Source organism: Mumia sp. ZJ1417, assembly GCF_014127285.1.
GTDB lineage: Bacteria > Actinomycetota > Actinomycetes > Propionibacteriales > Nocardioidaceae > Mumia.
Genome location: NZ_CP059901.1, coordinates 1966633 through 1993504, shown reverse-complemented (window position 1 = coordinate 1993504; position 26872 = coordinate 1966633). Strand labels below are relative to the sequence as shown.

Below are 26872 nucleotides of genomic sequence, written 5' to 3'. Positions count from 1 at the left end.
CGCCTCAGCGCAAGGGCCTGAAGAACTCGCGCACGTCGGACACCCACAGCTCGGGCACCTCCATCGCCGGGAAGTGGCCGCCGCGCTCGAAGTTCGACCAGTGCGCCATCTGCCCGCCCGGGTCGGCCAGCGCACGTACGGTGGTGTCCGCGGCGAACACGGCGTAGCCGGTCGGCGGCCCCGCAGGCGCCTCCCATCCCTCGGACCCGTGCCCCGATCCGTCGCCCTGCGCCGCCATCATCTGCCGCCACGCCGCGATGCCCTCGTAGCCGGCGTGCGCCGAGGTGGCACCGGCCTGCCGGAACCAGTTCAGCGAGACGTTCGTGAGGAGCTGGTCGCAGTCCACCGCCTCGTCGGGGAGCTCGGCCGCGGGATCGGTCCACTCGTGGAACTTCTCGACGATCCAGGCCAGCTGCCCGACCGGCGAGTCGGTCAGCGCGTACGCGATCGTCTGCGGCCGCGTCGCCTGGAGGTGGAAATAGCCGAGTCCCTCCTCGCGGTACTCGTTGAACCGCACGATGCGGTCGCGGTCCTCCCCTTCGAAGTCGTCCGGGTCGAGCGACGGGCCGAACGGCGTCCCCGCAGCCGTACCGGTCAGGTGCATGCCGACGACCTGGTCGGGAGCGATCATGGCGAGCATCCCCGCGACACCTGCTCCGGCGTCGGTCGCCTGGAGCCCGTACCGTGCGTAGCCGAGCCTGCGCGTGAGCTCGGACCACGCCTGCGCGACCTGGAAGAGGTTGCCCCACCCCACGTGCAGCGGCGTGGACAGACCGTACCCCGGCAGCGTCGGCACAACGACGTCGAAGGCGTCGGCAGAGTCTCCACCCGACGCCTTCGGGTCTGCGAGCGGCGCGAGGACTCGCACGAACTCGACGGACGAGCTCGGCCAGCCGTGCGTCACGACCAGCGGCATCGCCCCGGGCTCGGGCGAACGTACGTGGAAGAAGTGGACGTCCTGCCCGTCGATGGTCGTCACGTACTGCGGGATCTCGTTCAGGCGGGCCTCCTGGTCTCGCCAGTCGAAGTCGTTCAGCCAGTAGTCCGCCAGCCCTCTGAGGTAGTCGGGAGGTACGCCCCGACTCCAGTCCGAGCCCGCCGAGAACTCGGGCCATCGCGTCCGACGGAGCCTGTCGTGCAGGTCGTCGACGTCGCTCTGGGGGATGTCGATCCGGTACGGCCGGATTGCTGCGTTCTCGTCCATCCCGCGACCGTAGAAGTGCATGCGGACGACTTGATTCCGCGTTCAAGGGCAGGATGGACGGGTGCTCTCGACGTCTGCACGCCTCCTTCGTCTCCTGTCGCTGCTGCAGTCGCAGCGTGACTGGACGGGGCCTGCGCTGGCCGAGCGGCTCGGCGTGAGCACTCGCACGGTCAGGAGCGACGTCGGCCGGCTGCGCAGCCTCGGCTATTCGGTGGAGGCGGCGCCGGGTGTCGCGGGCGGCTACCACCTCGGGCCGGGTGCGGCGCTCCCTCCGCTGCTCCTCGACGAGGAAGAGGCACTGGCGGTCGCGATCGGGTTGCGTACGGCCGCCAGCGGCGTCGTGGGGTTCGAGGGGACGGCGCTGCGCGCGCTGGTCAAGCTCGAGCAGACCCTGCCCGCACCGCTGCGCCACCGGCTCGAGGACCTCGTGGCCGCAACGGTCGCCCTGCCGGCGGAGTCCTCGGACGTGCCGGTCGACCGCCTCACCGCCATCGCCGACGCCGTCCGCTGCCGTGAGGGCGTGCGGTTCTCGTACGAGGCGGACAACGACGCCTCGACCCTCCGTACGGCCGAGCCGCACAGGCTGGTCCACACCCGTGGCCGCTGGTATCTCGCGGCATGGGACGTCGACCACGCGGCCTGGCGAACGTTCCGCGTGGACCGCATGCGCCTGCGGACACCGAACGGTCCGCGCTTCGTCCCCCGCGACGAGCCCGAGGGCGACCTCATCGGGTTCGTCGAGCGCGCGGTCGGCACGGCGACCTGGCAGGTCCGGGCCCGCGCGCACGTCCGCGCCCCGGCCGCGCGCATCATCGCGCGCGTGCCACCCGCGGTGGTCGTCGAGGAGGTCGACGCGACGACGTGCATCGCCCACGTGGGCTCCGACTCCTCGGACCAGCTCGCGCTGTGGCTCGGACTCCTCGACGCCGACTTCACCGTCGACGGGCCCGCCGACCTCGCACCCGCGCTGCGCCGAGTCGCCGCCCGGTACGCCCGCGCCGCCGACGCGGCTGGCACCGTGGAGGCATGAGCGAAGACAGCTGGTTCGGGTGGCGAGGGCGGCAGATCGCGTGGAGCAGGCGCGGGCAGGGACCGGCACTCGTGCTCTGCCACGGGACACCGTGGTCGTCGGCCCTGTGGCGGCCCTACGCCGAGGCTCTGGCCGAGGACTTCACCGTCTACGTGTGGGACATGCCCGGATACGGGAGGTCGTCCAAGAACCCCGACCACGATGTCGACCTGGGTGTGCAGGGCGAGGCCTTCGTCGCGCTCCTCGCCCACTGGGGTGTCGAGCGGCCTCACATGGTCGCGCACGACTACGGCGGTGCGGTGGCCCTGAGGGCGCACCTCCTGCACGGCGTGCCGTACGCGTCGCTGTGCCTTGTCGACGTCGTCGCGCTGCGCCCGTGGGGGTCGGCGTTCTTCCGGCTCGTCAAGGAGCACGCCGACGTCTTCACGCAGCTGCCACCGCAGATCCACCGTGGGGCCGTCGAAGCGTACGTCGAGACCGCCAGCTACCGGGGGCTTTCCGGGGAGGCGCTCGCGATGCTCGTCGACCCGTGGCTCGGCGACGAGGGGCAGGCGGCGTTCTACCGTCAGATCGCGCAGGCCGACGAGCGGTACACCGCGGACTTCGAGGGCCTGCTGGGGACGGTGACCACGCCGACGCACGTGGTGTGGGGCACGGACGACACCTGGATCCCCGTCGACCGCGCGCACCGGCTCCACGCGGCCATCCCTGGGAGCACGCTGACGACCGTGCCGGGCGCGGGTCATCTGATCCCGCTCGACGCCCCGGTCGTCCTCGCCACCGCGCTGCAGCGCTGGCTGAGCGCCCGCCGGGAATCATAGATCCGATATCATCGCGTCGTGGCGAAGACGCTGAGCGAGAAGCTCTGGGACGAGCACGTCGTCCGAACCGGAGACGGCGAGCCGGATCTGCTCTACGTCGACCTCCACCTCCTCCACGAGGTGACGTCGCCGCAGGCGTTCGAGGGGCTTCGTCTCGCCGGGCGCCCCGTACGACGTCCCGACCTCACCCTGGCCACCGAGGACCACAACGTCCCGACCCACGACCTCGACAAGCCGATCGCCGACCTCCTGTCGCGGACGCAGGTCGAGACGCTGCGCCGCAACTGCGCCGACTTCGGCGTGCGGCTGCACCCGATGGGTGACATCGAGCAGGGCATCGTGCACGTGGTCGGGCCACAGCTCGGCCTCACTCAACCGGGCATGACGGTCGTCTGCGGCGACTCCCACACGTCGACGCACGGCGCGTTCGGAGCCCTGGCTTTCGGTATCGGCACCAGCGAGGTCGAGCACGTACTCGCTACGCAGACGATCCCGCAGGCTCGCCCTCGCACGATGGCCGTGACCGTGACCGGCGCGCTGCCACCCGGCGTCACCGCCAAGGATCTCGCGCTGAGCCTGATCGCTCGTACGGGCACCGGCGGCGGGCAGGGCTACGTCGTCGAGTACCGCGGACCCGTCGTCGAGGCGCTCTCGATGGAAGCCCGCATGACGCTGTGCAACATGTCCGTCGAATGGGGCGCGAAGGCCGGGATGATCGCGCCTGACGAGACCACGTTCGCCTATCTGCACGGGCGACCGGAGGCGCCGACCGGAGCACCGTGGGACACCGCCCTCGCGTACTGGCGGAGCCTGGCGACCGACCGCGACGCCACCTTCGATCGTGAGATCACCGTCGACGCCACCGCGCTGACCCCCTTCGTCACCTGGGGCACCAACCCCGCCCACGGCGTACCCCTCGGATCGGTGGTGCCGTCGCCGAGCGACTTCGAGGACGCCGATGCGCGCGCGTCGGCGTCTCGTGCGCTCGACTACATGGGTCTGACCGCGGGCACTCCCCTACGCGACATCGCCATCGACACCGTCTTCGTCGGCTCGTGCACCAACGGACGCCTCGAGGACCTGCGCGCCGCGGCCGCCGTGCTCGACGGCCGCCGCGTCGCCGAAGGCACCCGACTGCTCGTCGTCCCCGGCTCCGCCCGCATCCGGCTCGAGGCCGAGGCCGAGGGGCTCGACCGCGTGTTCATCGACGCCGGCGGCGAGTGGCGTGGCGCGGGCTGCTCGATGTGCCAGGGCCTCAACGCCGACCGTCTGAGTCCGGGCGAGCGCAGTGCCTCGACGTCGAACCGCAACTTCGAGGGACGCCAGGGCAAGGGCGGCCGCACCCATCTGGTCTCGCCACTGGTGGCCGCCGCGACGGCGGTCGTCGGTCGGCTCGCCGCACCCGCGGATCTCCCGCCCGCCTGACCGTACGGACTGCCCGTACGGTCTCTCGTCACGGTTGGCCCGCCTGCTGAGCCCGCTCCGGAGCCTCCACGGGCAGCGCCACGACCCGCGCCTGCGGGACCGCGATCTTCGCGAGCGCGTCAACGCCCGCCCGCGCCGTCATCTCCTGGCGCGTGCCGAGCGAGAGGTTGAGCACGATGAGCAGCGCGACGACCACCCTCGTCGAGAGCTCGCCGATGAGCACGCTCACGACGACGACGGCTTCTCGGCGGCGATCTCGTTCGGTCCGTACGAGGCGAGCCTCAGCTCCGCCTCCACCACGGACAACCCGGTCGTGGCGTCCGACCCCGCGGCGTCGACGACCTTGTCGGCGCTGAGGACGTACGGAGGCGTCTGTTTCTCGGGCGCTGCGGGCGGGATGCATCCGATGTCGGTGAAATCCTGTTCCCACGACATCGTATTGGCTTATCATCTGTTCAGATATGAGAGATGTTCTGCGAGAGGAACATGCATGAAGGTAGGCGTGGTGCTGGGCACGGGGCACGGCGAGAAGGGCACGACAGGGGCGGTCGTCGACGATCTGCTCACGCGGATGCGCCAGCGCACCGACGTGGAACTCGACCTCGTCCGTACCGACGAGCTCACGCTGGGGCCGAGCTGCCCCGCGTGCCTGGCCTGCATGACCGCCGGCGAGCAAGCGTGCCCCAACAGCGACAACGCGGCACCCGCCCGCGCGGTGATGGACGCCGCCGACCTCGTGATCTTCGCGACCCCTGTCCACAGCTTCACACTGTCGGCGACGATGAAGCGGTTCGTGGACCACTTCGCCTACCTGATCCACCGCCCGCGCTACTTCGGGACGCCGGCCGTGCTGGTCTCGACCGCCGCAGGCGCCGGGCACGACGCCGCGCTCGGCTATCTCAAGACAGCGATCCGGCGATGGGGCTTCCACACGGTCGCCGAGCTCGGCGTCAACGGGCCCGGCCTCGAGAAGGCCCCGTACCGCGCCAAGGTCGACCGTGCGCTCGACGAGATCGCGAGCACCGCCGTGCAGGCCGTCCGCGACGGAGGCGAGCCCACTCCGACGACCTCCGACCTGATCGGCTTCCGCGTCGCCCGCCTGCTCGTCGAGTCCGGCCGCGACGACGGTCCGGTCGACGCCGCGTACTGGGACGAGCGCGGCTGGTTCGACGCCGACTGGTTCACCGACGCCAAGGTGCCGCGCGTCGCCAACACCGTCGCGGGGTTCGTGGAAGGCCGCATCCGCAAGGGCATCGCCAACGGGTCGGCCAAGCCGTACCGGGGCTGAGCGATGACTCTGACGATTCCCGCCGTCACGGCGGCGCCCACCCCCACCGCGCCCGATCCCCTGGGTCGGCGGCGCCGTCAACGCCGCAACACCGCGATCCTCGGTACTCTCGCGGGCCTCCTCGTCCTGAGCGCCGTGGTCGGCGTGGCGATCGGGCCGGTGACGGTCGCGCCGGGGGACGTCGTCCGGATCCTCACCGGACACCTGTTCGGCTGGTCCGGCGACAGCGTGGACGCGGCCGCCGACGCGATCGTGTGGGAGGTACGGCTCCCCCGCGTGCTGCTCGGCATCGGCGTCGGCGCCGGGCTCGCCGTGTGCGGTGCCGCCCTGCAGGCGATGGTCCGCAACATGCTCGCCGACCCGTACCTGCTGGGCATCAACTCCGGCGCCTCCAGCGGCGCGGCGGTCACGATCCTGTTCGGCATCACGCTGGGCCTCGGCGAGCACGCGCTTGCCGGCAGCGCCTTCCTCGGTGCACTCGCGGCGTCGGTGCTGGTCTTCGTCGTCGCCCGCGCCGCCGGACGGATCACGTCCGTACGCCTGCTCCTGACCGGCGTCGCCGTCGGCTACGCCCTGTCGGCCGTGACGAGCTTCCTCGTCTTTGCCTCAGGCTCCGCCGAGGGCGCCCGTTCGGTGATGTTCTGGCTGCTCGGCTCCCTGGCGCTGGCCCAGTGGGGCGGACCGTTGGCCGCCCTGGTCGTCGTCGTGCTCCTGACGGTGGTCGTCCTGTCCTTGTGGTCAGGCCGCCTCGACGCGCTCGCGGTCGGCGACGAGACGGCGCTCGCGCTCGGCATCGCCCCCACCCGCTTCCGTACGCAGCTGCTCGTCGTCGTCGCGCTGTGCGTCGGCGTGATCGTCGCGGCGTCCGGGGGCATCGGGTTCGTCGGACTGGTCGTCCCGCACCTCGCCCGCCGTCTCGTCGGCGCCGCGCACGCGTGGGCGATCCCCGCGTCAGCTCTGCTCGGCGCGATCTTCCTGCTGTGGGCGGACCTGCTGGCCAGGATGCTCCTGCAGCCGCGCGAGCTGCCGGTCGGGATCATCGCCGCCCTCGTCGGCGCCCCGTTCCTCCTCTTCCTCATCCGGCGCCTCCACCCGTCGTCCTGATCTCCCACCCTCCGATCCCCTCGTCCCGAAGGAGCACCATGAGCCCCCGGCCCCTCCACCTCGCCGCGGCCGCCGCGCTGCTGTCCCTGCCCCTCGCCGCCTGCGGTGGTGCCGCCTCCAGCGACGAGGCCGCCGCAGCGTCGCCCGGATTTCCCGTCACCGTCACCAGTTGCGGGACAGAGGTCACCTTCGACGCGCCGCCCGAGCGGGTCGTCCTGCTCAAGGGCTCAGCCGTGTCGTACCTCCACGAGCTCGGTGTGCTCGACCGCGTCGTCGCGCGCGCCGGCGCCTACCCCGAGGCGTACTACGACCGGGAGACCCAGGACGAGCTCGACGCCATCCCGCTGCTCACCGACGAGCTCGACTCCTCGGGTCACGTGCAGATCTCCAAGGAGACGGTCCTCGCGCAGAAGCCCGACCTGGTGCTCGGCGAGACCGACACGCTGGGCCACGAGACGCTCGACGCGCTGGGCATCGCACAGCTGGAGGAGCCGGGCCTGTGCCCCGAAGGACTCGCGGACCCGGGCTTCGACGACATCGCCTCGCGCATGACGACGTACGCGCAGGTCTTCGGCGTCCCCGACCTCGGCGAGAAGGCTGCGGCCGCGGTGACCGACCGCGTCGACGCGATCACCTCCGACATCGCTGCGGCCTCCGACGGCAAGGCGCGTACGGCGGCGGTGCTCTACCCGACCGTCGGCGGCGGCGCGACCTACGCGTACGGCACGCGCTCGATGGCTCAGCCCCAGCTCGAGGCCGCCGGGCTGACGAACGTCTTCGGCAACGTCGACGAGCGCCTGTTCGAGGTGTCCGTCGAGGAGCTCGTCGGACGCAATCCCGACGTGCTGATCCTGCTCCACTCCGACGGTGACGCCGCAGCGGTGAAGGAGGCCGTCACGTCGCTCAACGGTGCCGACAAGATCACGGCGGTCGCACGCGACGAGATCCTGGTGCAGCTCTTCAACTTCACCGAGCCGCCCAGCCCTCTCTCGATCGATGGCCTGGAGTCGATCGTGGAGCGCTTCGGCCAATGATCCGCGCCTCCGGCATCGCCTTCTCGTACGGGTCGCGCACGATCCTGTCCGGGATCGACCTGGCCGCACCTCACGGCCAGGTCCTGGGACTGCTCGGCCCGAACGGCAGCGGCAAGACCACGCTGCTGCGGACCCTCCACCGCGCGCTGGTGCCTCGTACAGGCTCGGTGCTGATCGACGACGACGACCTGCGACGCCTGTCCGCGCGGGAGATCGCACGAAGGGTCTCGGTCGTCGTGCAGGAACCGCCGGGAGACCTCCCGCTGCTCGTGTCGGACATGGTCCTCCTCGGACGTACACCGCACCGGTCGACGTTCGGGCGAGCAACCGACGCGGACGACGCGGTGGCCGCCGCCGCGCTCGAGCGGGTGGGGGCGCTGCACCTGGCCGGGCAGCCGTTCGACGGCCTGTCCGGCGGGGAGCGGCAACGCGTGCTCATCGCGCGGGCCCTCGCCCAGGAGTCGACCCATCTGCTGCTCGACGAGCCGACCAACCATCTCGACGTGCGCTACCAGCACGAGGTGCTCGACCTCGTGCGCGACCTCGCGGTCAGCGGCCACCACACCGTCGTCGTCGTACTGCACGACCTCAACCTCGCCGCCGCGTACTGCGATCAGGTGCTCCTGCTCCAGACGGGGCAGGTCGTCGCGCACGGCGCCCCGAGCGAGGTCCTCACGCCGGCGACGCTCGAGCCGGTGTACGAGGTCGACGTGCGCCGGGTCCCCCTCGACGACGGGTTCCAGCTCGCCTTCCGCCCTCGTCGGGCGACCGTCACAGGCGAGGGTCGACCGGCTCCGACTCCAGCGCCAGCACCGCGAAGACGGCCTGGTGCACCCGCCACAGCGGATCTCGGTCGACGAACCCGGTGAGCGCGTCGAGGCCGAGCCCGTGCTCGCGCAGGGCGAGCTGGCGCTTCTTGCCGAGGTGGCGCTCACGCAGCGTGTCGAGGGCATCGGTGTAGTCAGGTCCGTAGATGATCCGCAGGTACTCGCGACCCCGGACCTTCAGCCCCGGCTGCACCCGCCGCCCCTCGACGAGGTGCGCGGGCTTGACGACCATGCCTTCTCCCCCGGCGTCTGTGAGCGCTCGCCACCAGTCGACCGCCGCCGCACGCTCCTGCTCGGAGGCGAGATCCACAAACCGGTGCCGCGTCGGCGCGATCAGAGCGTCGTCCAGGCGACCGAGCTGCTCCAGGTGCCACGGGTGCGGCTCCGTCAGCGCGAGCGCCCGCCCCTCGGACGCGAGGATCTGGAAGGGCGCGTACGTGAGGCCCTCGAGCCCGTCGGTCGGTCGGACGTACGCCGCGTAGGCGTCGCTGAAGGCCTCGGCATTGACGAGCCGGCGGCGCGCACGCTCGGCCAACCGCTCGACGTCGCGACCACGCGCGGCCGCCTGCTCCAGGACGGCGAGGACCTCGGGCAGGGCATGACGCGCAGCTGCCCCGACGGAGGCGTACTGCGACGTGATGAGGTCGTGCGCCTTCGCCGACCACGGCAGGAGCTCTCCGTCGAGAGCGACCCAGTCGGTCCCGAGCCACGCGAACAGCGGTGCCGCCGCCTCGCGCAGCCGATCGACGAGCGCGCCGGTGTCGGCGAAGAACGGCCGGCCGGTCCGGGTGTACACCGCGCCGGTGGAGCCGTCGCCGATGCCGAACCGCCGCTCGGCAGTCTCGGGATCCTTTGCCAGGACGGCGATCGCGCGCGAGCCCATGTGCTTCTCCTCGCACACGACGCGCTCGACCCCCCAGCCGGCGTACTCCTCGAACGCCTGCTCGGGGTGCTCCAGAAAACCGTCCCGCCTCGAGGTCGAGCCAGGCGACATCGTGGGCGGCAGATAGACGAGCCACCGAGGGTCGACGGCGAACCGGCTCATGACCTCGAGCGCGGCGGCGGCGTTCTCCTCGGGGATCTTGACCTTCCCTGCGTGCCTCGTCTCCAGCCAGCGCGTTCCCGTGACGTCGTTGATCGACAGGGCGAGCGGCTCGCGGTCGACGGGGGCCGGTCCCAGCGGCCTGGCAGGGGCGTACCACTCCTCCTCAGCGGGGACCGACACGATCTCGCGCTCGGGATAGCGCAGGGCCGTCAGCGCCCCGCCGAAGACGACGCCCGTGTCGAGACAGATCGTGTTGTTGACCCACTCCGCCCGCGGGACCGGTGTGTGCCCGTACACGACCGTCGCCCGACCGCGGTACTCCTGCGCCCACGGATAGCGGACCGGCAGCCCGTACTCGTCGGTCTCGCCCGTCGTGTCGCCGTACAGCGCGAACGCGCGCACCCGCCCGGACGTCCGACCGTGGTACGCCTCCTTGAGGCCCGCGTGAGCGACCACGAGCCTCCCGTCGTCGAGGACGTAGTGGCTGAGGAGTCCGTCCATGAAACCGAGCGCGGCCTTCCGGAAGTCGTCGCTCTCCCCCTCGAGCTGGGCCAACGACTCGGCGAGGCCGTGAGAGACGGTGACCTTAGAGCCTCGCAGGGCACGCACGAGCTTGGCCTCGTGATTGCCGCTGACGCACAGCGCGACTCCGTCGGCCACCATGCCCATGACGAGGCGCAGCACGCCGGGGGTGTCCGGCCCGCGGTCGACGAGGTCGCCGACGAACACCGCCGTACGGCCCTCGGGGTGCGAGGCGCCGACCGCGTGGCCGTCCTCGTCACGCAGCAACCACCCGAGATCGGTCAGCAGCGTCCGCAGCTCCGAGGCGCACCCGTGGACGTCGCCGATGACGTCGAACGGCCCGCGGAGATCCGTCCGGTCGTTCCACGCACGCTCGCGCACGATCTCCGCCGACGCGACCTGGTACGTCCCGCGCAGCACGTGCACGCGGCGGAAGCCTTCCTTGGAGAGACGACCCAGCGAACGCTGAAGGTCGCGCTGCTGCCGAGCGACGACGTGGCGCCCGAAGTCGCGGTCGTCGCGGAGGGCGTTGCGCTCGGCCGCGAGCGACTCGGGCACGTCGAGCACCACGGCGTCGACCAGCACGTCGTGACTCTTGGCGAGCGCGACGAGCGCCGCCCGCGCCGCCTTCTGCACGTTGGTGGCGTCGACCACGGTCAGCAGGCCGCGGCGCAGGCGCGTCGCGACGACGTAGTGCAGGACGTCAAAGGCGTCCGGCGTCGCGGACTGGTCGTTCTCGTCGTCGGCCACCAGGCCGCGGCAGAAGTCGCTGGACAGGACCTCCGTGGGTTTGAGGTGCGTACGGGCGAAGGTGGACTTGCCGCTGCCGGAGATCCCGATGAGCACCACCAGCCCTTTCGCGGGGACCATGATCTGCGTCGTGCCGGTCTGCTCAGTCACGGGTTCCTCGCTGGTTCACGCGGTGCTGGTCAACGCTGTACTGGTCATCGGCAGTGCCCCTCACAAAGACGGCCATCTGGGTCGGAGCGCCGAGGACGTCGTCGTGCTCGCCGATGCCGCGCCGCTCCACGACATAGCCGTAGGTCGCGGCGACGCGATCCGACCACGCGGTGAACTCCGCCCGATCCCACTCGAATCGGTGATCGCGATGGCGCATGCCGCTGAGTCCCTCGTACCGGACGTTGAACTCGCGGTTCGGGGTGGTCACGACGACCGCTCCGGGCTTCGCCGCACCGAAGACGGCGCGTTCGAGCGCCTCGAGCCGCGACGGATCGACGTGCTCGACGACCTCCATGAGGACAGCCGCGTCATAGCCGGCGAGCCGCGGATCCTCGTACGTCAGGGCGCTCTGGAAGAGCGTGACGCGCTCCGCCTGACGCTCGCTCATCCGCTCGAGGTGCAGCCGGCGCGCGGCGTGCTGAAGCGTCCTCACCGAGACGTCGGTGCCGGTGATCCGGGTGAACGACGGAGTCGCGACCAGGCGCTCCACGAGCTGACCAGGCCCGCAGCCGAGATCGACGACCGACCTGGCCCCCAGCTCGAGAAGCGCCTGATGGACCGCGTCGTGGCGCTGGGCGTTGAGCGGGATCCGCGCGGCCTCCGGCTGCAGCGCCTCCTCGTCCTCCGCGGGCGAGACCGCGTCCTCGACGTCGTCGCCGAGCTCGGCCAGCCGGGCGAGGGCCACCCGGGTCAGGGCACCTCGTCGTCCCAGGTAGCGGCGGGTGATGAGTTCCTGGTCCGGGTGCGTCGCGAGCCAGCCCTCACCCGAGCGCAGGAGCTTGTCGACCTCGTCCGGCCCCTGCCAGTAGTGCTTGGACTCGTCGAGGACCGGCAGGAGCACGTGCAGCTGGTTGAGGGCGTCCGCGAGCCGGACGTCGCCGGTCAGGCGGAGCCGCACATACCGCGAGTCACCCCACTCCGGGAAGCGCTCGTCGAGCGGGATCGCCTCCGCCTCGACCGTCCATCCCAGCGGCGCGAAGAGGCGGTCGGCGATCGTGGGACCGCCTCGACACGGAAGCACCGGGATCGCGATCTCGAGCGGGATCGCGCGGTCGGCCAGCTCCTGGCGCGCCTGGCAGCGCCCGCTGCGCGCCGTGCTGAAGACATGGGCCATGGCCACACCGAGCAGGGAGGAGGCCGCGTACGACCGGTCGTTGACGTACTGCGCGAGGCTGAAGTCCGGCGACCCCTTCGCGCGGGACCGAGCAAGTCTCACCGGGTCGACGTCAAGCATGAGCGCAGCGGTGCACCGGTCGTCACTCGCCTCTGGGTAGAACACAGTCGCGACACCGAACGACTGCCGGAACTCCTGCACCTGGTCGGGGTGCTTGTGAAGGAGGTAGCCGAGGTCGGTCGCCGGCTGGAGAGTCGTCGAGACTGTCAGGAGCACGCGGTCAGTCTCGCGTACCGGCGCTACCGGTTTTCAAGACTTCGACGAACTGATCACGCTGACGCCGCAGTAGCGTGAACGACGAATGCCCGTCCGCTCGCGAAGGAGACACCATGTCCAAGCCGCCGCTGCCCGACGAGGCGATCGCCCTGCTGCGCCGCCCCAACCCCGCCGTTATCGCCACGCTGCGCAAGGACGGCTCCCCTGTCACGACGGCCACCTGGTACCTCTGGGAGGACGACGGTCGCGTCCTCGTCAACATGGACGAGGGGCGGGTGCGGCTCACGCACGTGCGCCACGATCCGCGTGTCAGTCTGACCGTCCTCGCGGAGGACGGCTGGACGACCCACATCACGGTGCTCGGCCGGGTCGTCGAGATCAAGGATGACGACGGGCTGACCGACATCGACCGCATCTCGTCGCACTACACCGGCCATCCCTACAGCAACCGCGATCGGGGGCGGGTCAGTGCGTGGATCGAGGTCGACCGCTGGCACGGCTGGGGAGCCCACAAGGACAGCAACCAGACCGGATGACCCCACCGCCTCGCGGGCTGGGTTAGCGTACGCGCATGACTGACGTCGCCGTAGTACGGCATCCTGTCCCCACGCTGCTACGGCGCCTCGACATCGCAGCCAAGCTCCTTCTCGTCCTGATGCTCGCGACGGCGCTCGCCTTCCCAGCGTTCGGCAACCTGGAGGACAAGGGCGCAGTCGCGCGGGCGATCACTTACCCGGCGCTCGCCTTCGCTGTCCCGGTCGTCTGGCACGTGTGGTGGCGCGAGCGTGCGTCTTTCCCGTGGCTCGCGGACTTCCTCATCACGATCACCTGCTTCACGGACATCCTCGGCAACCGCATGGACCTGTACGACGCCATCGTGTGGTTCGACGACTGGATGCACTTCATGAACACCGGGCTCCTCGCGGCGGCGGCGATCCTGCTGACCCTCCCCCGCAGCGCGACCCTCGGCGCGACACTCGAGCGGGCTCTCGCGTTCGGCGCGACGGCGGCGATCGTGTGGGAGCTGGCCGAGTACTTCGCGTTCATCAGCAAGTCCGCCGAGCGCCACAGCGCCTACACCGACACGCTCGGCGACCTCACGCTCGGGACCCTCGGGTGCCTCGTCGCGGCTGTCGTCATCCACCTGGCGTGGCGCCACGGGAAGCTGCGAACCTCAGCTCCGCAGCTCGAAGCGGCCATCGCGCCGGTCGGGCAGCCGACACCCTGAGAGACGCGCGTTTGCGTCTCACTGCACGAATACCTGTACATAAACTCACTACCCGGCGAATCTGACCTGGCCCAGCTTCCCGCCGTCGTAGGAGTTCAGTTGTGGAGCCCGAGATTCCGTCGTACGGTCGTCGCCCTCGCAGCGGCCATCGTGGTCGCAGCACCGGCCATGGTGGCGCAAGCGTCGCTGGCCTCGGCATCCGGTCCGCCGCGGCTGGCCACCGTCGCAAAGAAGTGCGTGCAGAGTCCCCTCTTCACCCAGGAGGTCCGCGCTGTCGAGGCCGTCGCGACGAAGATCGCCGGCACCCCGGAGGTACGTGAGGCGCGCGCGGCGATCGCACAGGAGTGGCGGACGAAGCTCGAGGCCAAGGTCGGTCCGTTGAGCCGACAGGCGAAGGAGCGGCTCGACCTCGCCACGCGCGAGCTGGTCTTCACGTACGCCCAGCGTGCCGCCAACAACGATCCCGCCTCTCCGAAGGTGTCGTGGGTCGAGTCGCCTCCCCACACCTGGAACGGCGCTCGCGTCCAGGGCGGTCGGTACGCCGGCGACAACCCAGACACGATCTATCGCATCGTGCCGATCGACGGCGCCTCGCGCTACGTGATCCGCGGCCAGGTCCAGAAGGTCAGGCCCGTCCACGCGGTCTTCGAGCTGACGAACGACGGCGATCGGGTGGCCGCCACGGACACGATCGAGCTGAAGGATCTCGTGACCCGTGCGGACGGCAGCTTCACGATCACCATCGACTCCGAGCCTGACGCCGGACGTCCGAACCACCTCCAGACCAACCCCGGCACCGTCCAGTTGTTCATCCGCGACACGCTGTCCGACTGGGGCACGCAGACTCCCGCGACGCTCTCGGTCGAGCGCATCGCCGGTCCGCCGTCGGCCGGACGGTCGTTCCGTACCCTCGTCGACGAGACCGTCCGCACGGCGCGAGCCTCGGGCACGTTCTGGATGGACTACTTCGTCCTCTTCGCGTCGTTCTCCACGCCGCCGAACGTCGTGCCCGAACCGACGAAGGGCGTCGCGTCGATCTCTCGCTCGACCGGCAACTTCGACCTCGACGACGTCGAGGCCCTCGTGATCACCACGCGCAAGGGACCCGCGACCTACACGGGAGCCACGGTCCAGGACGTCTGGACGATCACCCCGGACTACTGGGACGAGCAGACAAGCCTTTCCAGCGGCCAGTCCGTCGCCAACCCCGACGGGACCACCACGCTCGTCGTCTCGCCGCGCGACCCCGGCGTCCACAACTGGATGAGCACCGGCGGTCTCGCGCAGGGCACCTTCCTCCTGCGCTGGCAGGGCGCGTCGCTGCTCTCCGACACCAGCGGGAAGCCGTTCGTCACGTCGCGCGTGGTGAAGCTGGCCGACCTGCGCACGGCGCTCCCCGAGGGCACCGCGTACGTCTCGCGCCGCGAGCGCTCGGTGCAGCTGCGTGAACGTCAGGCCGGCTTCGCACGCCGGATCGCGACCTGCGGCCGCTAGCCGTGTCTTAGACGAGCTCGGGCTCCGGACCGGCATGGGTGAGCATCTGGTCAGGGTCGAGACGCGATCTGCCCCACCTGCCGTGGACAGCGTTGTACTTGCCGCCGATCTCCAGGTCGCGCGAGACCGAGATGTCTCCCACCAGCCACGGCAGCCAGCCGGTGCGCTCAAGGTACGGGCGGACGCGGTCGGCCGTCGCAGCGGAGTCGGCGGCGAACGCGAGCACAGCGGGCGGCTCGTGGTCAGCGCCCTCCCCGATCGCGGTGGTCGCCAGGTTGGAGAAGGCCTTGACGTGCCCCGTCCCGCTGGGCAGGAGGGTCGCGACGAACTCCCCCGCGGACCCTTCGCGGGGCGTACGAGGGACGATCCCCGCCGGAGTCACGTCGAGCGGGTTCGAGACATCGAGGAGGACCTTGTCGGCCAACGATGCTCCGAGCTCGCCGATCACGGCACGCTGAGCAGAGTCCCAGAGCGTCGCGAGGATCACGAGCTCCTGTCCGTCGACCGCCTCGGCGAGGGTCGAGGCGACGGCGACCTGGGCGCCGACGGCGACGGCGCGCACCGCACCGGCGGCGGCCGCTGCCTTGGCGGGGCGGTGGTGGTAGAGGGTCACGTCGACGCCGTGCGACGCGAAGAGCCGGGCGATGGCAGTGCCGTGGCGTCCGGGGCCGATGAGGGCCAGGGAGTTCATCTCATGCCTCCGATACGGGCAGGTGGGGGTTGTCGGAGAGGTCGAGGACGAGCTTTCCGCGGGCGTGCTTGGCGTCGAGGCGCTTGTGTGCCTCGACGATCTCGGTGAAGGGCAGGGTCTCCACCGGGAGCCGCAGCGTCTCCGCCGCGACGCCGTCCAACAGCTCGCGCAGCTGCGCGGTGCTGTGCTGCACCCGCACGAGGCGGATGCCGTGCGACACCATCGTTTCCGGCACGAGCGTGATCGCTTTCCCGCCGGCAGCAGCGACCGCGACGGCCACGTCTCCCGCCTCCTTCGAACCGGCCAGGTCGATCGAGGCAGCGAGGGCACGACCGTCCGCGACCGCCGCGATGCGGCTGGCCAGCCCGGGCCCGTACGACACAGCGAGGGCGCCGAGTGCGCGGAGGTGGTCGTGGTTCGCCTCGCTCGCGGTGCCGATGACCGTGAGACCGCGCGCGAGCGCCAGCTGGGTGAGCATCGTGCCGACGCCCCCGGATGCTCCATGGACGACGACGACGTCTCCTTGCCGCAGCGGCAGCGCGTCGAGCGCGGAGAGCGCCGACTGACCGACACCGCTCAGGCCGCCCGCGAGCGCCCAGTCGACGTTCGCCGGCTTGGGATGCAGGCGCGAGCCGTCGGTGGTGACCAGGTCCGCGTCAGCGCCTTGGGCTCCCCAGCCGATGACCTCCTCCCCGACCTTCCATGCCCGGTCGTTCGACTCGGCCACGACTCCGGCGAACTCGGTCCCCAGCACCATCGGGACACTCCCACCGAAGGTGCCGGCCCGGCGTCGGGCGTCGACGGGGTTCAGACCTCCCGTCCGCACCGCGACACGAACCTGCCCACGTCCGAGCGGAGGAGTCTCGTGCTCTTCGATGGTGATGACGTCGGGAGGACCGAAGCGACGAACGACCGCGATCCGACTGATCTGCGACATGGCGTTTGCCTTTCTCACGCGCAAGGGCGCCACGATGGCGCTATATCTGTAACTACAGATATCCGGATTCTCTTCCCCGCAGTTGAGACGTTCCTCGTTCGCTACGCAGGCGGGGCAGAAGTGACGCCCTCGTGCGCCGCCAGTCGGCGGGCGAAGGCAAGCAACGGCGCGAGGTCGGCGTCGTCGATGAGCGGCTCGAACTCGCGGGCGAGGCTTTCGGCATGGGCGTCGGTCGCCCGCTCGACCAGCTCGGCTCCCCGCTCCGTCAGCACCACCTGGACGACCCGTGCATCCTCCGGGCTCTCCACGCGGTCGACCAGCCCCGCCTCGCACAGGCGACTGATGAGGTGCGAGGCCGAGCCCGAGCTGTAGACGAGCGAACGCGCCAGCTGTGTGGCCTTGAGCGTGTGTCCTGGCGCCTCCCACAGCGAGAGAAGAGCCTCGTACGAAGGGACCGTGAGGCCGAAGTCCTTCTTGAGCTCGGCGGCGAGGCCGGTCAGCATCGAGCGCTGACCCAGCAGCAGACCTCGCCAGATCTCCTGACGGGGAGTCAGGGGGTCGCGCATGACAGGCTCCGATCTCGCGACATCACGTACCGCCTCATTCTCTCTGTATCGACAGAGAGCGGGCCTGCGTCACTCCGCATCGGCGAGCCAGGCCCGGCAGAGCCACCACGCGTCCATCGCCCCGAACGTGCCGAGCGGATCGATCCCGGTGACGTGGGTGAACCGCTGCACCCGGTTGCGCACCGTGTTGGCGTGGACGAAGAGGACCTCCGCCGCCGCAGCGGTGTCCCGGTCCGCCTCCAGCCACGCGCGCACGGCGAGCGCAACCGGTTCGGCACTGGGCCCGAGCTCGCGCCAGGCCGCGAGGTGCTGGGTGAGCAGCGCCGCGGTCAGATCGGTCCGGGAGAGCACGGCCACCACGCTCGCGACCTCGCTGACGTGCACCGGGCCGGTCCGACCGATCGCCTCGGCGGCAGGGACGGCGGCGACGGCGAGCCGGTGTGCCGTACCAACCTCCTCGGCACCGACCGGTCCGGCGACACCGACGACCACGTCACCACCGGCATCACGACGGGCAGACGGGCGGCTCGACACGACGGCGACGACGGTGTCACCGAGGGACGCCGAGAGCGACACGGCCCGGTCACTGCGCAGAAGGCGCAACGCCTCCGTCGCACGTGGGTCACCGTGGCGTGCCACCAGCACCCACAGACCGCCCGCGTACGGCAGCCCGGCCTCGGCCGCGGCCAGGGTCGCCGCGGAACCGCCCTCCAGCAGCCGCCGCATGACCTCCACGTCGCGATCTCGCCGGACTGCGGTCTGCTCGGCACGCGCGTCGCGGTGCGCGCGGATCAACCGTGAGCGGACGGCCTCGGCCCAGTCGTCGTACAGCTCACGCGCGTCCAGCAGCTGACCTGCTCCGACGTCCTCGGCCTCCGCTATCTCGCGGGCCCGCGCCCAGATGGCGCGCTCGGCAACGTGGATGGCGCCGAGCACCACCTCGATCGGGATCCCCTGAGTGGCGCGGGTGACCGCCAGCTCCTCGACGAAGGCCAGCTCTGCCTCCGTCGGGCCCCGGCGCGCGGCGAGCGCGCGCGTGGCGGCCATCAGCAGGGCTCGCGTGTGGCCGGCGATGTCCGCCACAGGGAGCGAGGCCACCTCGGCGACCATCGAGCGTACGCCGGCGACCACCTGCGGCAGCAGGTCTTCGTCCCGCATGACCCGCTCGATGAGATCGATGAGTCCGGACCACTCGTCGGTCCGCGCTCCGACTCCTCGTGGCATCGGCACCCCGCCTCCGTTCCCTTGTGGCGTGGCACAACCTTATGCAGAAACTCGGTGACGAGGGCCACAGGGATACCGCTGGTCGGCGTCTACGGTTGTCCCGGACCACATCGGTCCGTGTCGCCGAACAGGAGCTCGTGCATGACCCACCCCGCCCGCGTCGCCGTGATCGGCGCCGGAGCCGCCGGCCTCACCGCCACCAAGGCACTGCTGGATGTCGGCGCCGACGTCGTCACCTACGAGAAGGGTGACCGTCCCGGCGGCCTGTGGGTTCGCGGCAACAGCAACGGCCTCTCCCCCGCGTACGACTCCTTGCACCTCAACACCAGCAAGGGACGCACGGAGTTCGCCGACTTCCCGATGCCCGCAGAGTGGCCGGACTACCCGTCGGCGGACCTGGTCGCCGGCTACCTCGCGGACTATGCGCGCACCTTCGGCGTCCTCGAGTCGATCCGCTTCGATGCCGCGGTCGCGGCGGTGGAGCGCGAGGACGACAGCACATGGACCGTCACCACGGCGTCCGGCGACGTCGACCAGTACGACGCAGTGGTCGTGGCCAACGGGCACAACTGGGACCCGAAGTGGCCGTCGCCCGCCTACCCCGGCCACTTCGACGGCACGCAGATGCACGCCCACGACTACCGCAGCGCCGACGTCTTCCGCGACAAGCGGGTCGTCGTGGTCGGGATGGGCAACTCCGCGATGGACATCGCCGTCGACGCCTCGTACGTCGCCGAGGCTCCGGTGCTGCTCTCCGCCCGCCACGGCGTGCACATCCTCCCGAAGTACCTCTTCGGCCGCCCTGCCGACGCCACCGGCGGCGCGATCGCCGCGCTGCCGTGGCGCGTGCGCCAGCGGATCGCGGAGACGTCTCTGCGCCTGGCCGTCGGACGACCGGAGAAGTACGGCCTCCCTGCCCCGTCCGGCGGGTTCTTCCAGAACCACCCCACGATCAGCGACACGATCCTGCACCGGCTCACCCATGGTGCGGTCGAGGCCCGTCCCGGCATCGCGCGGCTGGACGGAGATCGCGTCGTCTTCACCGACGGCCGTACCGAGATGGTCGACACCATCGTGTGGGCGACCGGATACCGCGTCACGATCCCGTTCCTGTCGCCGCGCTGGCTGGGCACGAACCCCGAGGCCATGCTGCTGCACCATCGCGTGTTCCACCTCGAGGACCCCAGCCTGGCCTTCGTCGGCCTGATGCAGTCGACCGGAGCGGCTCTGCCCGTCGTCGAGGCCCAGGCCAAGCTGTTCGCGGCGTACGTCGGCGGGGACTACGCGCTGCCGACGCCCGACGAGCGCGACCGTGAAGCCCATCGCGCACTGGACGAGGCCAAGGACAGGTGGGGTGACAAGCGGCCCGCGATGCGCATCGACTTCGACCGGTACGTCGCCGCGGTCCCGCGCGAGATCGAGGCAGGCCGTCGCCGTCTCGCCACCGGCACCGAGGGCTTCGCCGCGCGTCCCGTGGCGGTGAACGCATGAGCCGCCGTGATGCCACCGGGCTGCGCGTGCTCGTGACCGGCGCGTCGGGGACCTTCGGTCGCGCCCTGTGCCAGGAGCTCTCCGAGCAGGGTGCCCACGTCGTCGGCCTCGATCTGGCGCCACGCGCCGACGACCCGGTCGAGGTGCTGGCGTGCGACGTCACCGACGACGCTGCTGTCCCCGCAGCGGTCGCCAAGGCTGTTGAGCTCCTGGGCGGTCTCGACGTCCTGGTGAACAACGCCGGCATCGGTGGGCCCGCGCCCGCCGAGCTCGCACCCGGTGACGAGGTGCGCCGTCAGCTCGACATCAACCTGCTCGGCACCTGGCGCGTCACCGCAGCCTGCACCGAAGCGCTGGTCGCCTCGCGTGGCCGGATCGTCATGGTCGCTTCGCGGATGGCGGTGATGCAGCTGCCGCTCGCGGCCGCGTACGGCGCGTCGAAGCGCGCAATGGTCGCCTACGCCGACGCGCTTCGCCTCGAGCTCGGCACCCATGTCGGCGTCACCTGCGTCTACCCCTCGTCGGTACGCAGTCCGATCCACGACTCGACCGCAGCGGCCGGGCTCTCCCTCGAGGGGATGAGCGCGTACGAGCCGCTCGAGGGCGTGGTCGCAACCGTTCTGCACGCGGCGCTCTCACGCCGCCCCCGGCGCGACCTGCCCACCACGCGTCGCGGCGCGATGGAGTTCTTCCTTGCCCGGCACCTCCCCGCTCTCACCGACCGGATCGTCTCGCGGACCTTCTCCGAGCGTGTCCGCTCCGGGGCGTTCGCCGGAGCCGATCTGGCGGCCAGGGCAGTCGCGCGTCACCGCGAGGCCGCCCGGTGACGGCCACACAGACCCCCGGACCCGTACCCGTCAGTCGTGCAGCAGAGGCGTCCCCCCGCGCCCGTCTGCCGCACCTGGCGGCGTACGGGTCCGGGTCGCTCGGGATGGGCGTGTGGGTCACCGTTCCCGGACTTCTGCTGCTCTACTTCCTGACCAACACCCTCGGGGTCAGCCCGCTCGTGGCCGGTCTGGTGCTCCTTCTGCCGAAGGTCCTCGACGCCGTCGTGCACCCGACATTCGGCACGTGGTCGGACCGCCAGGCCCGCCGCCACGGCCACCGGCGCGGGATGATGCGCCTGGGCCTGTTACTCGCCGTGGCGATGGGCGCGATGTTCGCGGTGCCGTCGGGGCTGACCGGTCTCTCGGCCGCCCTCTGGGTCGGCTTCTTCTACATCGTGGGCAACCTGCTCTTCGCCGCCTTCCAGGTGCCGTACCTGACAGCCCCGTCGGACCTCAAGGTCGGCTACCACGAGCGCACCCGCGTCTTCATGGTGCGGATGGTGATGCTCACCGTCGGGCTCCTGGCCGCCGGCGTCGCGGCTCCCGCGCTGGTCGCGGACCACGAGCGGGGCAGCTACGTACGGATGGCGCTGCTGCTCGGGGTGGTGATGGTGGTCAGCGGCGTGGTGGCGATTCGCGGCGTACGCCGCCTCACCGAGACCTGCGGCTTCCGCAGCCCGGACGCGGAAGCACACTCCACGCGGGCCGACCTCGCGCTCGCCTGGCAGGACCGTGACTTCCGCCTGCTCGTACTCTCCTACCTGTTCACCGGCGCCACCACGCACCTCGTCTTGGCGGCGGTGCCGTTCTACGCCGAGTACGTGCTCGGCAGCAGCGGGCTGACCGCAGTGCTCATGGGCGCCTTCCTCGGACCGGCCGTCTTCGCCTCCCCGATCTGGCTGCGGGTCTCCCGCCGGATCGGCAAGCAGCGCGGGCTGCTGCTGAGCCAGCTGATGTTCATCGTCGGGACGGCGGCGCTCCTGGCCGGTGACCAGCTCGGCGTCGCCATCTCGGTGGCCGTCGTGGTCGTGCTCGGCGTCGCCTTCGCGGGCCTGCAGCTCTTCGCGTTCTCGATGGTCCCCGACGCCGTGGCTGCCGCCGAGCAGCGCGGCTCGTCCCGCGCCGGGGCGTACACGGGCGTGTGGACCGCGACCGAGGCCGTGGGCACTGCGATCGGGCCGTACGTCTACTCCGCCATGCTGGCGATCGGCGGCTTCGCCGCGGCCGTCGACGGCGACAGTGTGGCGCAGCCGGACTCCGCGCTCAGCGCCGTCCTGATCGGGTTCACCGCCGTCCCCGCCGTGCTGATGACGATCGCCCTGCTCATCCAGCGCCGGTGCCGGCTAGACCGGTCCGTGCCGCTGACGTGAGCGAGGAGCTGCTCCTCGGTCTGGCCCTGCTCGGCATCCTCGTCGGCGCGCTCGCGCAGGCCGCGACCGGGATGGGGTTCTCGCTCGTCGCCGCCCCCTTCATGGTGACCGCGCTGGGACCCCGCGAAGGGGTGGCGGCGACCGTGCTGCTCGCCGTGTTCGCCTCGACGGTGCCGCTCGTTCGCGACCGCAGGGAGGTCCAGCCCGGTGCGGTGACGCGGATGCTGCTCCCTACGCTGGTCTGCACGCCGCTGATCGCCTGGGCCGTGCGCGACGTGGAGACGCGGTGGCTCGGGTTGGCCGGCGGTGTCGGCGTCGTCATCGCCGTCGCGCTGCTCGCGAGCGGTCTGCGCTCCCGGTGGCTCGGCACACCGCAGGCCGCTGTGCTCACCGGCGCCACCAGCGCGGCGCTCAACGTCGTGGGGGGCGTCGGGGGTCCCCCGATCGGCCTGTACGCCGCGAACGCCGGGTGGGAGCCTCAAGTGATGCGCGCCAATCTCACGGCGTTCTTCCTCGTACAGAACCTCGCGACCGCGCTTGTCCTCGGCGTCCACCTTCCAGGTGCGCCGCAGCTGGCCGTGCTCGGCGTCGGCACCGCCGCCGGGATGCTGCTCGCGAGCCGCCTGACGCCGTCGCGCGTACGGACCGGCATCCTGGCGCTCTCGCTGCTCGGCGGGCTCGGGCTCGTCGGCGGCGCCCTTTAGCGGCGAGCCGAGACCCGGTTCAGCACTGCTGCCAGCGGCTCCGGCACACGGTCGGGCTCCAGCGCTTCGACCAGCAGCGCGGCGTAGCGCGACTTGCGTCCCGCCCGCACTCCGAGGAAGCGCCGCAGCACCGCTTCTTGCGTCCAGTCGCGCTGGGCGGGCATGCCCGCCAGGAGCCTCAGCGAGTGCGGCGTCGAGACCTGCTCTGACCAGTCCGCGCCGGAGCTTCGCCTCCTCAGGGGCGTCGAAGAGGCCGGCGAGCCGGACGCCGAGCCTTGCGGGCCGTACCGCGAGGCAAAGCCCGCGTGTTCGTGATCCCGCCCATCGCGACCACCTCGATGCCCTCAGCGCCGAGGTCACGGCACCATTGCGCCACTGCGTCCTGAGCCCGTCAACCGACTTCGCTCGCGATCGCGTCGTACGAGTCCCGAGACTCGTGGACGTCGTCCATGTGCGCCTCTGCCCAGCCCTTCAGAGCCATCATGACGTGCTGAAGGGATGCGCCCAGATCTGTCAGCGCGTAGTCGACGGTCACCGGCACGGTTGGAGTGACCGTTCTCGTCACGAGCCCGTCGCGCTCGAGCGTACGAAGAGTCTGCGTCAGCATCTTCTGGCTGACCCCCGCGATGCGTCGCGCGAGCGCCGAGTACCGCAGGGGTCCCTCCTCCGCCAGCGCCGCGAGCACGAGCGCCACCCACTTGTCCGAGATGCGCGCGAGCAGCTCCCGGCTCGGACAGCCCGCGAGGAAGGCGTTGTACTCGGCCTTTGCGCTGCTTCGGCGCTGGGCCGCAGTGGTCGTCGGCATCAGAGCTCCTTCGGTGCGCACTTGCCAGCATCTAACGCACTTTTGGGTGCCTACTTCCCAACAGAGAGCGTGTGGAGCCAGTCTGGACTTCGGCACACGCCACCACAACCCCACCAAGGAGAATCATGGACACCACCGCGACCTTTCGCACCGCCGTCGTCCGCGTGCCTGCTGGACCAGCGTCTGTCGAGCTGATCGACGTACCCCGACGCGAGCCGGGTGCCGGACAGGTCCGGGTACGGATCGAGGCCGCGTCGGTCAACCCTGCGGACGTGTGGGTCACCGACGGCTTCTTCCACTCGATCGGCATGATCAACCAGCCTGACCACGCCGGGCTCGGATGGGACTTCGCCGGCGTGGTCACGCAGGCAGGAGCGGACGTCACGCTGCCCGTCGGCGCGCGCGTCGCCGGGATCGTGCCGGGGTTCGACCGCGACTTCGGGACGTACGCGGAAGAGGTCGTGGCCGACCGGGACTGGATCGCCGTCGTTCCCGACGACCTCGAGCTCACCGCCGCTGCCATCGTCCCCCTCAACGCGCTGACGGCCGACCAGATCGTCGACTTGCTCGGCGACGGCGACGGCCAGCGCCTGCTCGTCACCGGAGCAGCCGGTGCCGTGGGCTCCTTCGTCGTCCCGCTGGCCCTCGATCGCGGCTGGGTGGTCACCGGGCTCGCACGCACCGGCGACGAGTCCTTCGTCCGTGGTCTCGGCGCCGAGTTCACCTCCGAGTATTCCCACGGCTGGGACGCCGTCGCAGACACTGCACTTCTGCAGGCCGAGGGCGCCGCTCTCGTCCGCGACGGCGGAACCTTCGTGGGAGTCCGTCCCACCGACGTGCCTTCCCCAGGGCGCGGCATCTCCGCTCGTGCCGTGTCGGTCGCGCCCGACCCGGATCGGCTTGCGACCCTGCTGCAGCTCGCTGACCGCGAGGTCCTTCCGACCCGGATCGCCGACGTCCTGCCTCTCGAGAAGGTCGTCGAGGCCCTCCAGCGCGTCGCCGCAGGGGGCCTCCGCGGACGGTACGTCCTCGTTCCCTGAACCAGACTCTTGCAGGTGACGTAGCGTCAATCCCTACGCCACCACGGCGACGTCAGACAGGAATGTCCCGGGACACCGATCAAACGGCGTCCCGGGACATCGATTTCTGTCGGGCTGACAGGATTTGAACCTGCGACCCCTTGACCCCCAGTCAAGTGCGCTACCAAGCTGCGCCACAGCCCGAGACCCAGAGCAACCGCTCCGAACCTGCGAAGCAACCCTAGCAGCCACAGTTGCCGTTCCCGACACCGGCCAGGGCCGCTCAGGCCAGGGGCCACCACGCCGGCAGCAGCAGCCGATAGCGCTCGGCGAACGCGTCCACGCTCCGCGGCTCCGGCCCTTCGAGCCAGGCCTCGATCGCCCCCACCGTCCCGTACGCGACGTAGCGTGACGCGACCGCGACCGTCGCCCTGTCGTACGGCGCCGGCACGCGTCGCCCTCATCACCGGCGGCGCGAGCGGCATCGGTCGCGCCACCGCGATCCGGCTCGCCAGCGAGGGCGGCACCGCCGTCGTCGCCGACGTCCAGGACGACCTCGCCAAAGAGGTCATCGCCCAGATCGAGGCAGCCGGAGGCGCCGCCCGCGCGCTGCACCTCGACGTCACCAACGAAGACGAGTGGACCGAGGCCGCGGGGCATCGGTGACTCCGATCCGATCGAGGAGACCTCGTACGACACGTGGCGGAGAGTCGGCGCGGTGACCGATACAAGCGTCTTCCTCGGGACGAAGGCTGCCGCCTCCGCGCTCAAGGCCTCCGGCCACGGCGCCGTCGTCAACACCAGCTCGATCTTCGGCATCTCGGGCGAGTCCGGGACGGGCCTTGCGTACGCCGCCGCCAAGGGCGCGGTCCGAACCCTCACGAAGAACACCGCGCTCGGCTGGGCGACCGAGGGCGTTCGCGTGAACTCGATCCACCCCAGGTTCATCGAGACGCCGATCCTCGGTGACACCGACCGTACGATGCTCGCCGCGGCGGCACCGATGCAGCGCGTCGGTCAGCCGGAGGAGATCGCCGCGGGGATCCTGTTCCTCGCCAGCGACGACGCGTCCTTCGTGACCGGCGCCGAGCTGGTGATCGACGGCGGCTTCACCGCCCGCTGACCCGCGGGAGCCTCCAGTCCGCCACGAGCGGAATCGCCTCCCCGACGGTTCCGCTCGTGGCGTTCGACGTCGTACGGTCACGTCATGCGCACACCGGTCGTCCTCCTGCCCGCCCTCGGCGAGACACGTGACGACTGGACGAAGATCGCGCCGACACTGGCACAAGACCACGACGTCCACGCCCTCGACCTGCGCGGTCACGGCCAGGCCGCGTGGGAACCTCCGTACACGTTCGCCCGCATGCGCGACGACGTCATCCGGACGCTCGACGATCTCGGCCTCGACGAGCTCGACCTCGTCGGCCACTCCCTCGGGGGTGCGGTGGCCTGTCACGTCGCGGCGGCACAGCCCGACCGCATACGACGCCTCGTGCTGGAGGACGTGGGCGCGCTCCGCCCTCGCGTGCCGCAGTCGCCCGACCGCCCGCCGGGCCCGCTGCTCTTCGACTGGGACATGGTCCTGTCGGTACGGCGTCAGCTCGACTCCCCCGACCCGACCTGGCGCGACGACCTTGCGCTCATCGCCGCGCCGACGCTCGTCCTCGCCGGCGGCCCGGACAGCCCCGTCCCCGACGAGACGATCGACGAGCTCGTGAACCGCGTCCCCGACGCGCGGCGCGTCACGATCCCGGTCGGCCATCTGATCCACCGCGCGGCCCCGCAGGCCTGGCTCGACGCCGTCGTCCCGTTCCTCGCGCAGACGTAGGACCCGACAAGAAGACCCGACGTCGCACCCCTCAATCA

Annotated in this window: 29 protein-coding genes and 1 tRNA gene; 18 read left to right on the top strand and 12 right to left on the bottom strand. The window is 71.0% G+C overall.

Features of this window, described 5'->3' with window-relative positions; all coding sequences use genetic code 11:
- Positions 1-4 precede the first annotated feature (4 nt).
- Positions 5-1204, bottom strand: coding sequence for an epoxide hydrolase family protein (locus H4N58_RS09620; RefSeq protein WP_167251074.1), 1200 nt, complete (start codon positions 1202-1204; stop codon positions 5-7).
- A gap of 61 nt (positions 1205-1265) precedes the next feature.
- Between H4N58_RS09620 and H4N58_RS09615 the strand changes: the two genes are divergently transcribed.
- Genes H4N58_RS09615 through leuC form a run of 3 tightly spaced genes read left to right on the top strand, consistent with a single transcriptional unit; the run spans position 1266 to position 4480 of the window.
- Positions 1266-2234 (top strand): YafY family protein, encoded by a 969-nt coding sequence (locus H4N58_RS09615; RefSeq protein ID WP_167251076.1) that lies wholly within the window; start codon positions 1266-1268, stop codon positions 2232-2234.
- Positions 2231-3055, top strand: a complete 825-nt coding sequence (locus H4N58_RS09610; RefSeq protein ID WP_167251078.1) for an alpha/beta fold hydrolase — start codon at positions 2231-2233, stop codon at positions 3053-3055. The genes H4N58_RS09615 and H4N58_RS09610 overlap by 4 nt, the downstream gene beginning before the upstream one ends.
- Positions 3056-3073: 18 nt before the next feature.
- Complete coding sequence (gene leuC / locus H4N58_RS09605) at positions 3074-4480, top strand: 3-isopropylmalate dehydratase large subunit (protein WP_167251080.1); 1407 nt, start codon at positions 3074-3076, stop codon at positions 4478-4480.
- 28 nt (positions 4481-4508) lie between these two features.
- Here leuC and H4N58_RS20410 read toward each other — a convergent pair whose 3' ends face one another.
- Both H4N58_RS20410 and H4N58_RS20405 read right to left on the bottom strand, forming a co-directional pair.
- Complete coding sequence (locus H4N58_RS20410; RefSeq protein ID WP_208322316.1) at positions 4509-4709, bottom strand: hypothetical protein; 201 nt, start codon at positions 4707-4709, stop codon at positions 4509-4511.
- The gene (locus tag H4N58_RS20405; protein WP_208322917.1) at positions 4706-4915 is read right to left on the bottom strand and encodes a cation-transporting P-type ATPase; all 210 of its coding nucleotides are present in this window, start codon (positions 4913-4915) and stop codon (positions 4706-4708) included. The genes H4N58_RS20410 and H4N58_RS20405 overlap by 4 nt, the downstream gene beginning before the upstream one ends.
- A gap of 55 nt (positions 4916-4970) precedes the next feature.
- Between H4N58_RS20405 and H4N58_RS09595 the strand changes: the two genes are divergently transcribed.
- Genes H4N58_RS09595 through H4N58_RS09580 form a run of 4 tightly spaced genes read left to right on the top strand, consistent with a single transcriptional unit; the run spans position 4971 to position 8775 of the window.
- Positions 4971-5768, top strand: coding sequence for a flavodoxin family protein (locus tag H4N58_RS09595; RefSeq protein ID WP_167251082.1), 798 nt, complete (start codon positions 4971-4973; stop codon positions 5766-5768).
- A gap of 3 nt (positions 5769-5771) precedes the next feature.
- Entirely contained in the window at positions 5772-6872 is a 1101-nt protein-coding gene (locus tag H4N58_RS09590; protein ID WP_167251084.1) for an iron ABC transporter permease, read from the top strand.
- Positions 6873-6910: 38 nt separating this feature from the next.
- On the top strand, positions 6911-7906 hold the full coding sequence (locus tag H4N58_RS09585; RefSeq protein ID WP_167251086.1) for an ABC transporter substrate-binding protein: 996 nt from the start codon (positions 6911-6913) through the stop codon (positions 7904-7906).
- A complete protein-coding gene (locus tag H4N58_RS09580) occupies positions 7903-8775 on the top strand; it encodes an ABC transporter ATP-binding protein (RefSeq protein ID WP_167251088.1) in 873 nt (290 codons plus the stop codon). The genes H4N58_RS09585 and H4N58_RS09580 overlap by 4 nt, the downstream gene beginning before the upstream one ends.
- On the opposite strand, the gene H4N58_RS09575 is transcribed toward H4N58_RS09580, so the two are convergent.
- Complete coding sequence (locus H4N58_RS09575; RefSeq protein WP_243845125.1) at positions 8678-11200, bottom strand: polynucleotide kinase-phosphatase; 2523 nt, start codon at positions 11198-11200, stop codon at positions 8678-8680. The genes H4N58_RS09580 and H4N58_RS09575 overlap by 98 nt on opposite strands.
- On the bottom strand, positions 11193-12650 hold the full coding sequence (locus H4N58_RS09570) for a 3' terminal RNA ribose 2'-O-methyltransferase Hen1 (protein ID WP_167251090.1): 1458 nt from the start codon (positions 12648-12650) through the stop codon (positions 11193-11195). The genes H4N58_RS09575 and H4N58_RS09570 overlap by 8 nt, the downstream gene beginning before the upstream one ends.
- A gap of 113 nt (positions 12651-12763) precedes the next feature.
- Here H4N58_RS09570 and H4N58_RS09565 point away from each other — a divergent pair, with 113 nt between their 5' ends.
- From H4N58_RS09565 to H4N58_RS09555, 3 genes are all read left to right on the top strand, one after another.
- The gene (locus H4N58_RS09565) at positions 12764-13186 is read left to right on the top strand and encodes a PPOX class F420-dependent oxidoreductase (RefSeq protein ID WP_167002493.1); all 423 of its coding nucleotides are present in this window, start codon (positions 12764-12766) and stop codon (positions 13184-13186) included.
- A 35-nt stretch (positions 13187-13221) separates the two neighbouring features.
- Positions 13222-13878 (top strand): hypothetical protein, encoded by a 657-nt coding sequence (locus tag H4N58_RS09560; protein WP_167002491.1) that lies wholly within the window; start codon positions 13222-13224, stop codon positions 13876-13878.
- Between the two features lie 99 nt (positions 13879-13977).
- Positions 13978-15372: a DUF1214 domain-containing protein gene (locus tag H4N58_RS09555; RefSeq protein ID WP_167002489.1), complete on the top strand. Its 1395-nt coding sequence runs from the start codon at positions 13978-13980 to the stop codon at positions 15370-15372.
- Between the two features lie 7 nt (positions 15373-15379).
- On the opposite strand, the gene H4N58_RS09550 is transcribed toward H4N58_RS09555, so the two are convergent.
- From H4N58_RS09550 to H4N58_RS09535, 4 genes are all read right to left on the bottom strand, one after another.
- On the bottom strand, positions 15380-16063 hold the full coding sequence (locus tag H4N58_RS09550; RefSeq protein WP_167002487.1) for an NAD(P)-binding domain-containing protein: 684 nt from the start codon (positions 16061-16063) through the stop codon (positions 15380-15382).
- Between the two features lies 1 nt (position 16064).
- The gene (locus H4N58_RS09545) at positions 16065-17000 is read right to left on the bottom strand and encodes an NADP-dependent oxidoreductase (RefSeq protein WP_167002486.1); all 936 of its coding nucleotides are present in this window, start codon (positions 16998-17000) and stop codon (positions 16065-16067) included.
- Positions 17001-17101: 101 nt separating this feature from the next.
- Positions 17102-17566, bottom strand: coding sequence for a MarR family winged helix-turn-helix transcriptional regulator (locus tag H4N58_RS09540; protein ID WP_167002484.1), 465 nt, complete (start codon positions 17564-17566; stop codon positions 17102-17104).
- 69 nt (positions 17567-17635) lie between these two features.
- On the bottom strand, positions 17636-18790 hold the full coding sequence (locus tag H4N58_RS09535; protein ID WP_167251093.1) for a helix-turn-helix domain-containing protein: 1155 nt from the start codon (positions 18788-18790) through the stop codon (positions 17636-17638).
- 141 nt (positions 18791-18931) lie between these two features.
- Between H4N58_RS09535 and H4N58_RS09530 the strand changes: the two genes are divergently transcribed.
- From H4N58_RS09530 to H4N58_RS09515, 4 genes are read left to right on the top strand one after another with little or no spacing between them, the layout of a single operon-like run.
- Positions 18932-20281 (top strand): NAD(P)/FAD-dependent oxidoreductase, encoded by a 1350-nt coding sequence (locus H4N58_RS09530; protein ID WP_167002479.1) that lies wholly within the window; start codon positions 18932-18934, stop codon positions 20279-20281.
- The gene (locus H4N58_RS09525; RefSeq protein WP_167002477.1) at positions 20278-21108 is read left to right on the top strand and encodes an SDR family oxidoreductase; all 831 of its coding nucleotides are present in this window, start codon (positions 20278-20280) and stop codon (positions 21106-21108) included. The genes H4N58_RS09530 and H4N58_RS09525 overlap by 4 nt, the downstream gene beginning before the upstream one ends.
- A complete protein-coding gene (locus H4N58_RS09520) occupies positions 21105-22478 on the top strand; it encodes an MFS transporter (RefSeq protein WP_167251095.1) in 1374 nt (457 codons plus the stop codon). Before H4N58_RS09525 ends, H4N58_RS09520 begins: the two co-directional genes overlap by 4 nt.
- Positions 22445-23182 (top strand): sulfite exporter TauE/SafE family protein, encoded by a 738-nt coding sequence (locus H4N58_RS09515; protein WP_208322918.1) that lies wholly within the window; start codon positions 22445-22447, stop codon positions 23180-23182. Before H4N58_RS09520 ends, H4N58_RS09515 begins: the two co-directional genes overlap by 34 nt.
- Here H4N58_RS09515 and H4N58_RS09510 read toward each other — a convergent pair.
- Both H4N58_RS09510 and H4N58_RS09505 read right to left on the bottom strand, forming a co-directional pair.
- Positions 23179-23346, bottom strand: coding sequence for a hypothetical protein (locus H4N58_RS09510; RefSeq protein WP_167251097.1), 168 nt, complete (start codon positions 23344-23346; stop codon positions 23179-23181). The genes H4N58_RS09515 and H4N58_RS09510 overlap by 4 nt on opposite strands.
- A 227-nt stretch (positions 23347-23573) precedes the next feature.
- Entirely contained in the window at positions 23574-23987 is a 414-nt protein-coding gene (locus tag H4N58_RS09505; protein WP_167002469.1) for a helix-turn-helix domain-containing protein, read from the bottom strand.
- A gap of 125 nt (positions 23988-24112) precedes the next feature.
- Between H4N58_RS09505 and H4N58_RS09500 the strand changes: the two genes are divergently transcribed.
- Positions 24113-25027: an NADP-dependent oxidoreductase gene (locus tag H4N58_RS09500; protein WP_167002467.1), complete on the top strand. Its 915-nt coding sequence runs from the start codon at positions 24113-24115 to the stop codon at positions 25025-25027.
- A gap of 109 nt (positions 25028-25136) precedes the next feature.
- Here H4N58_RS09500 and H4N58_RS09495 read toward each other — a convergent pair.
- Positions 25137-25210 (bottom strand) — tRNA-Pro (locus H4N58_RS09495).
- A 204-nt stretch (positions 25211-25414) separates the two neighbouring features.
- On the opposite strand from H4N58_RS09495, the gene H4N58_RS20400 reads away from it, so the two are divergent.
- The 3 genes from H4N58_RS20400 to H4N58_RS09485 all read left to right on the top strand — a co-directional run bounded on the left by H4N58_RS20400 (position 25415) and on the right by H4N58_RS09485 (position 26834).
- Positions 25415-25672: an SDR family NAD(P)-dependent oxidoreductase gene (locus H4N58_RS20400; protein WP_220471296.1), complete on the top strand. Its 258-nt coding sequence runs from the start codon at positions 25415-25417 to the stop codon at positions 25670-25672.
- Positions 25665-26129: an SDR family oxidoreductase gene (locus H4N58_RS09490; RefSeq protein ID WP_220471304.1), complete on the top strand. Its 465-nt coding sequence runs from the start codon at positions 25665-25667 to the stop codon at positions 26127-26129. The genes H4N58_RS20400 and H4N58_RS09490 overlap by 8 nt, the downstream gene beginning before the upstream one ends.
- 84 nt (positions 26130-26213) lie before the next feature.
- A complete protein-coding gene (locus tag H4N58_RS09485) occupies positions 26214-26834 on the top strand; it encodes an alpha/beta fold hydrolase (protein WP_167251099.1) in 621 nt (206 codons plus the stop codon).
- The last annotated feature ends 38 nt before the right edge of the window (positions 26835-26872 follow it).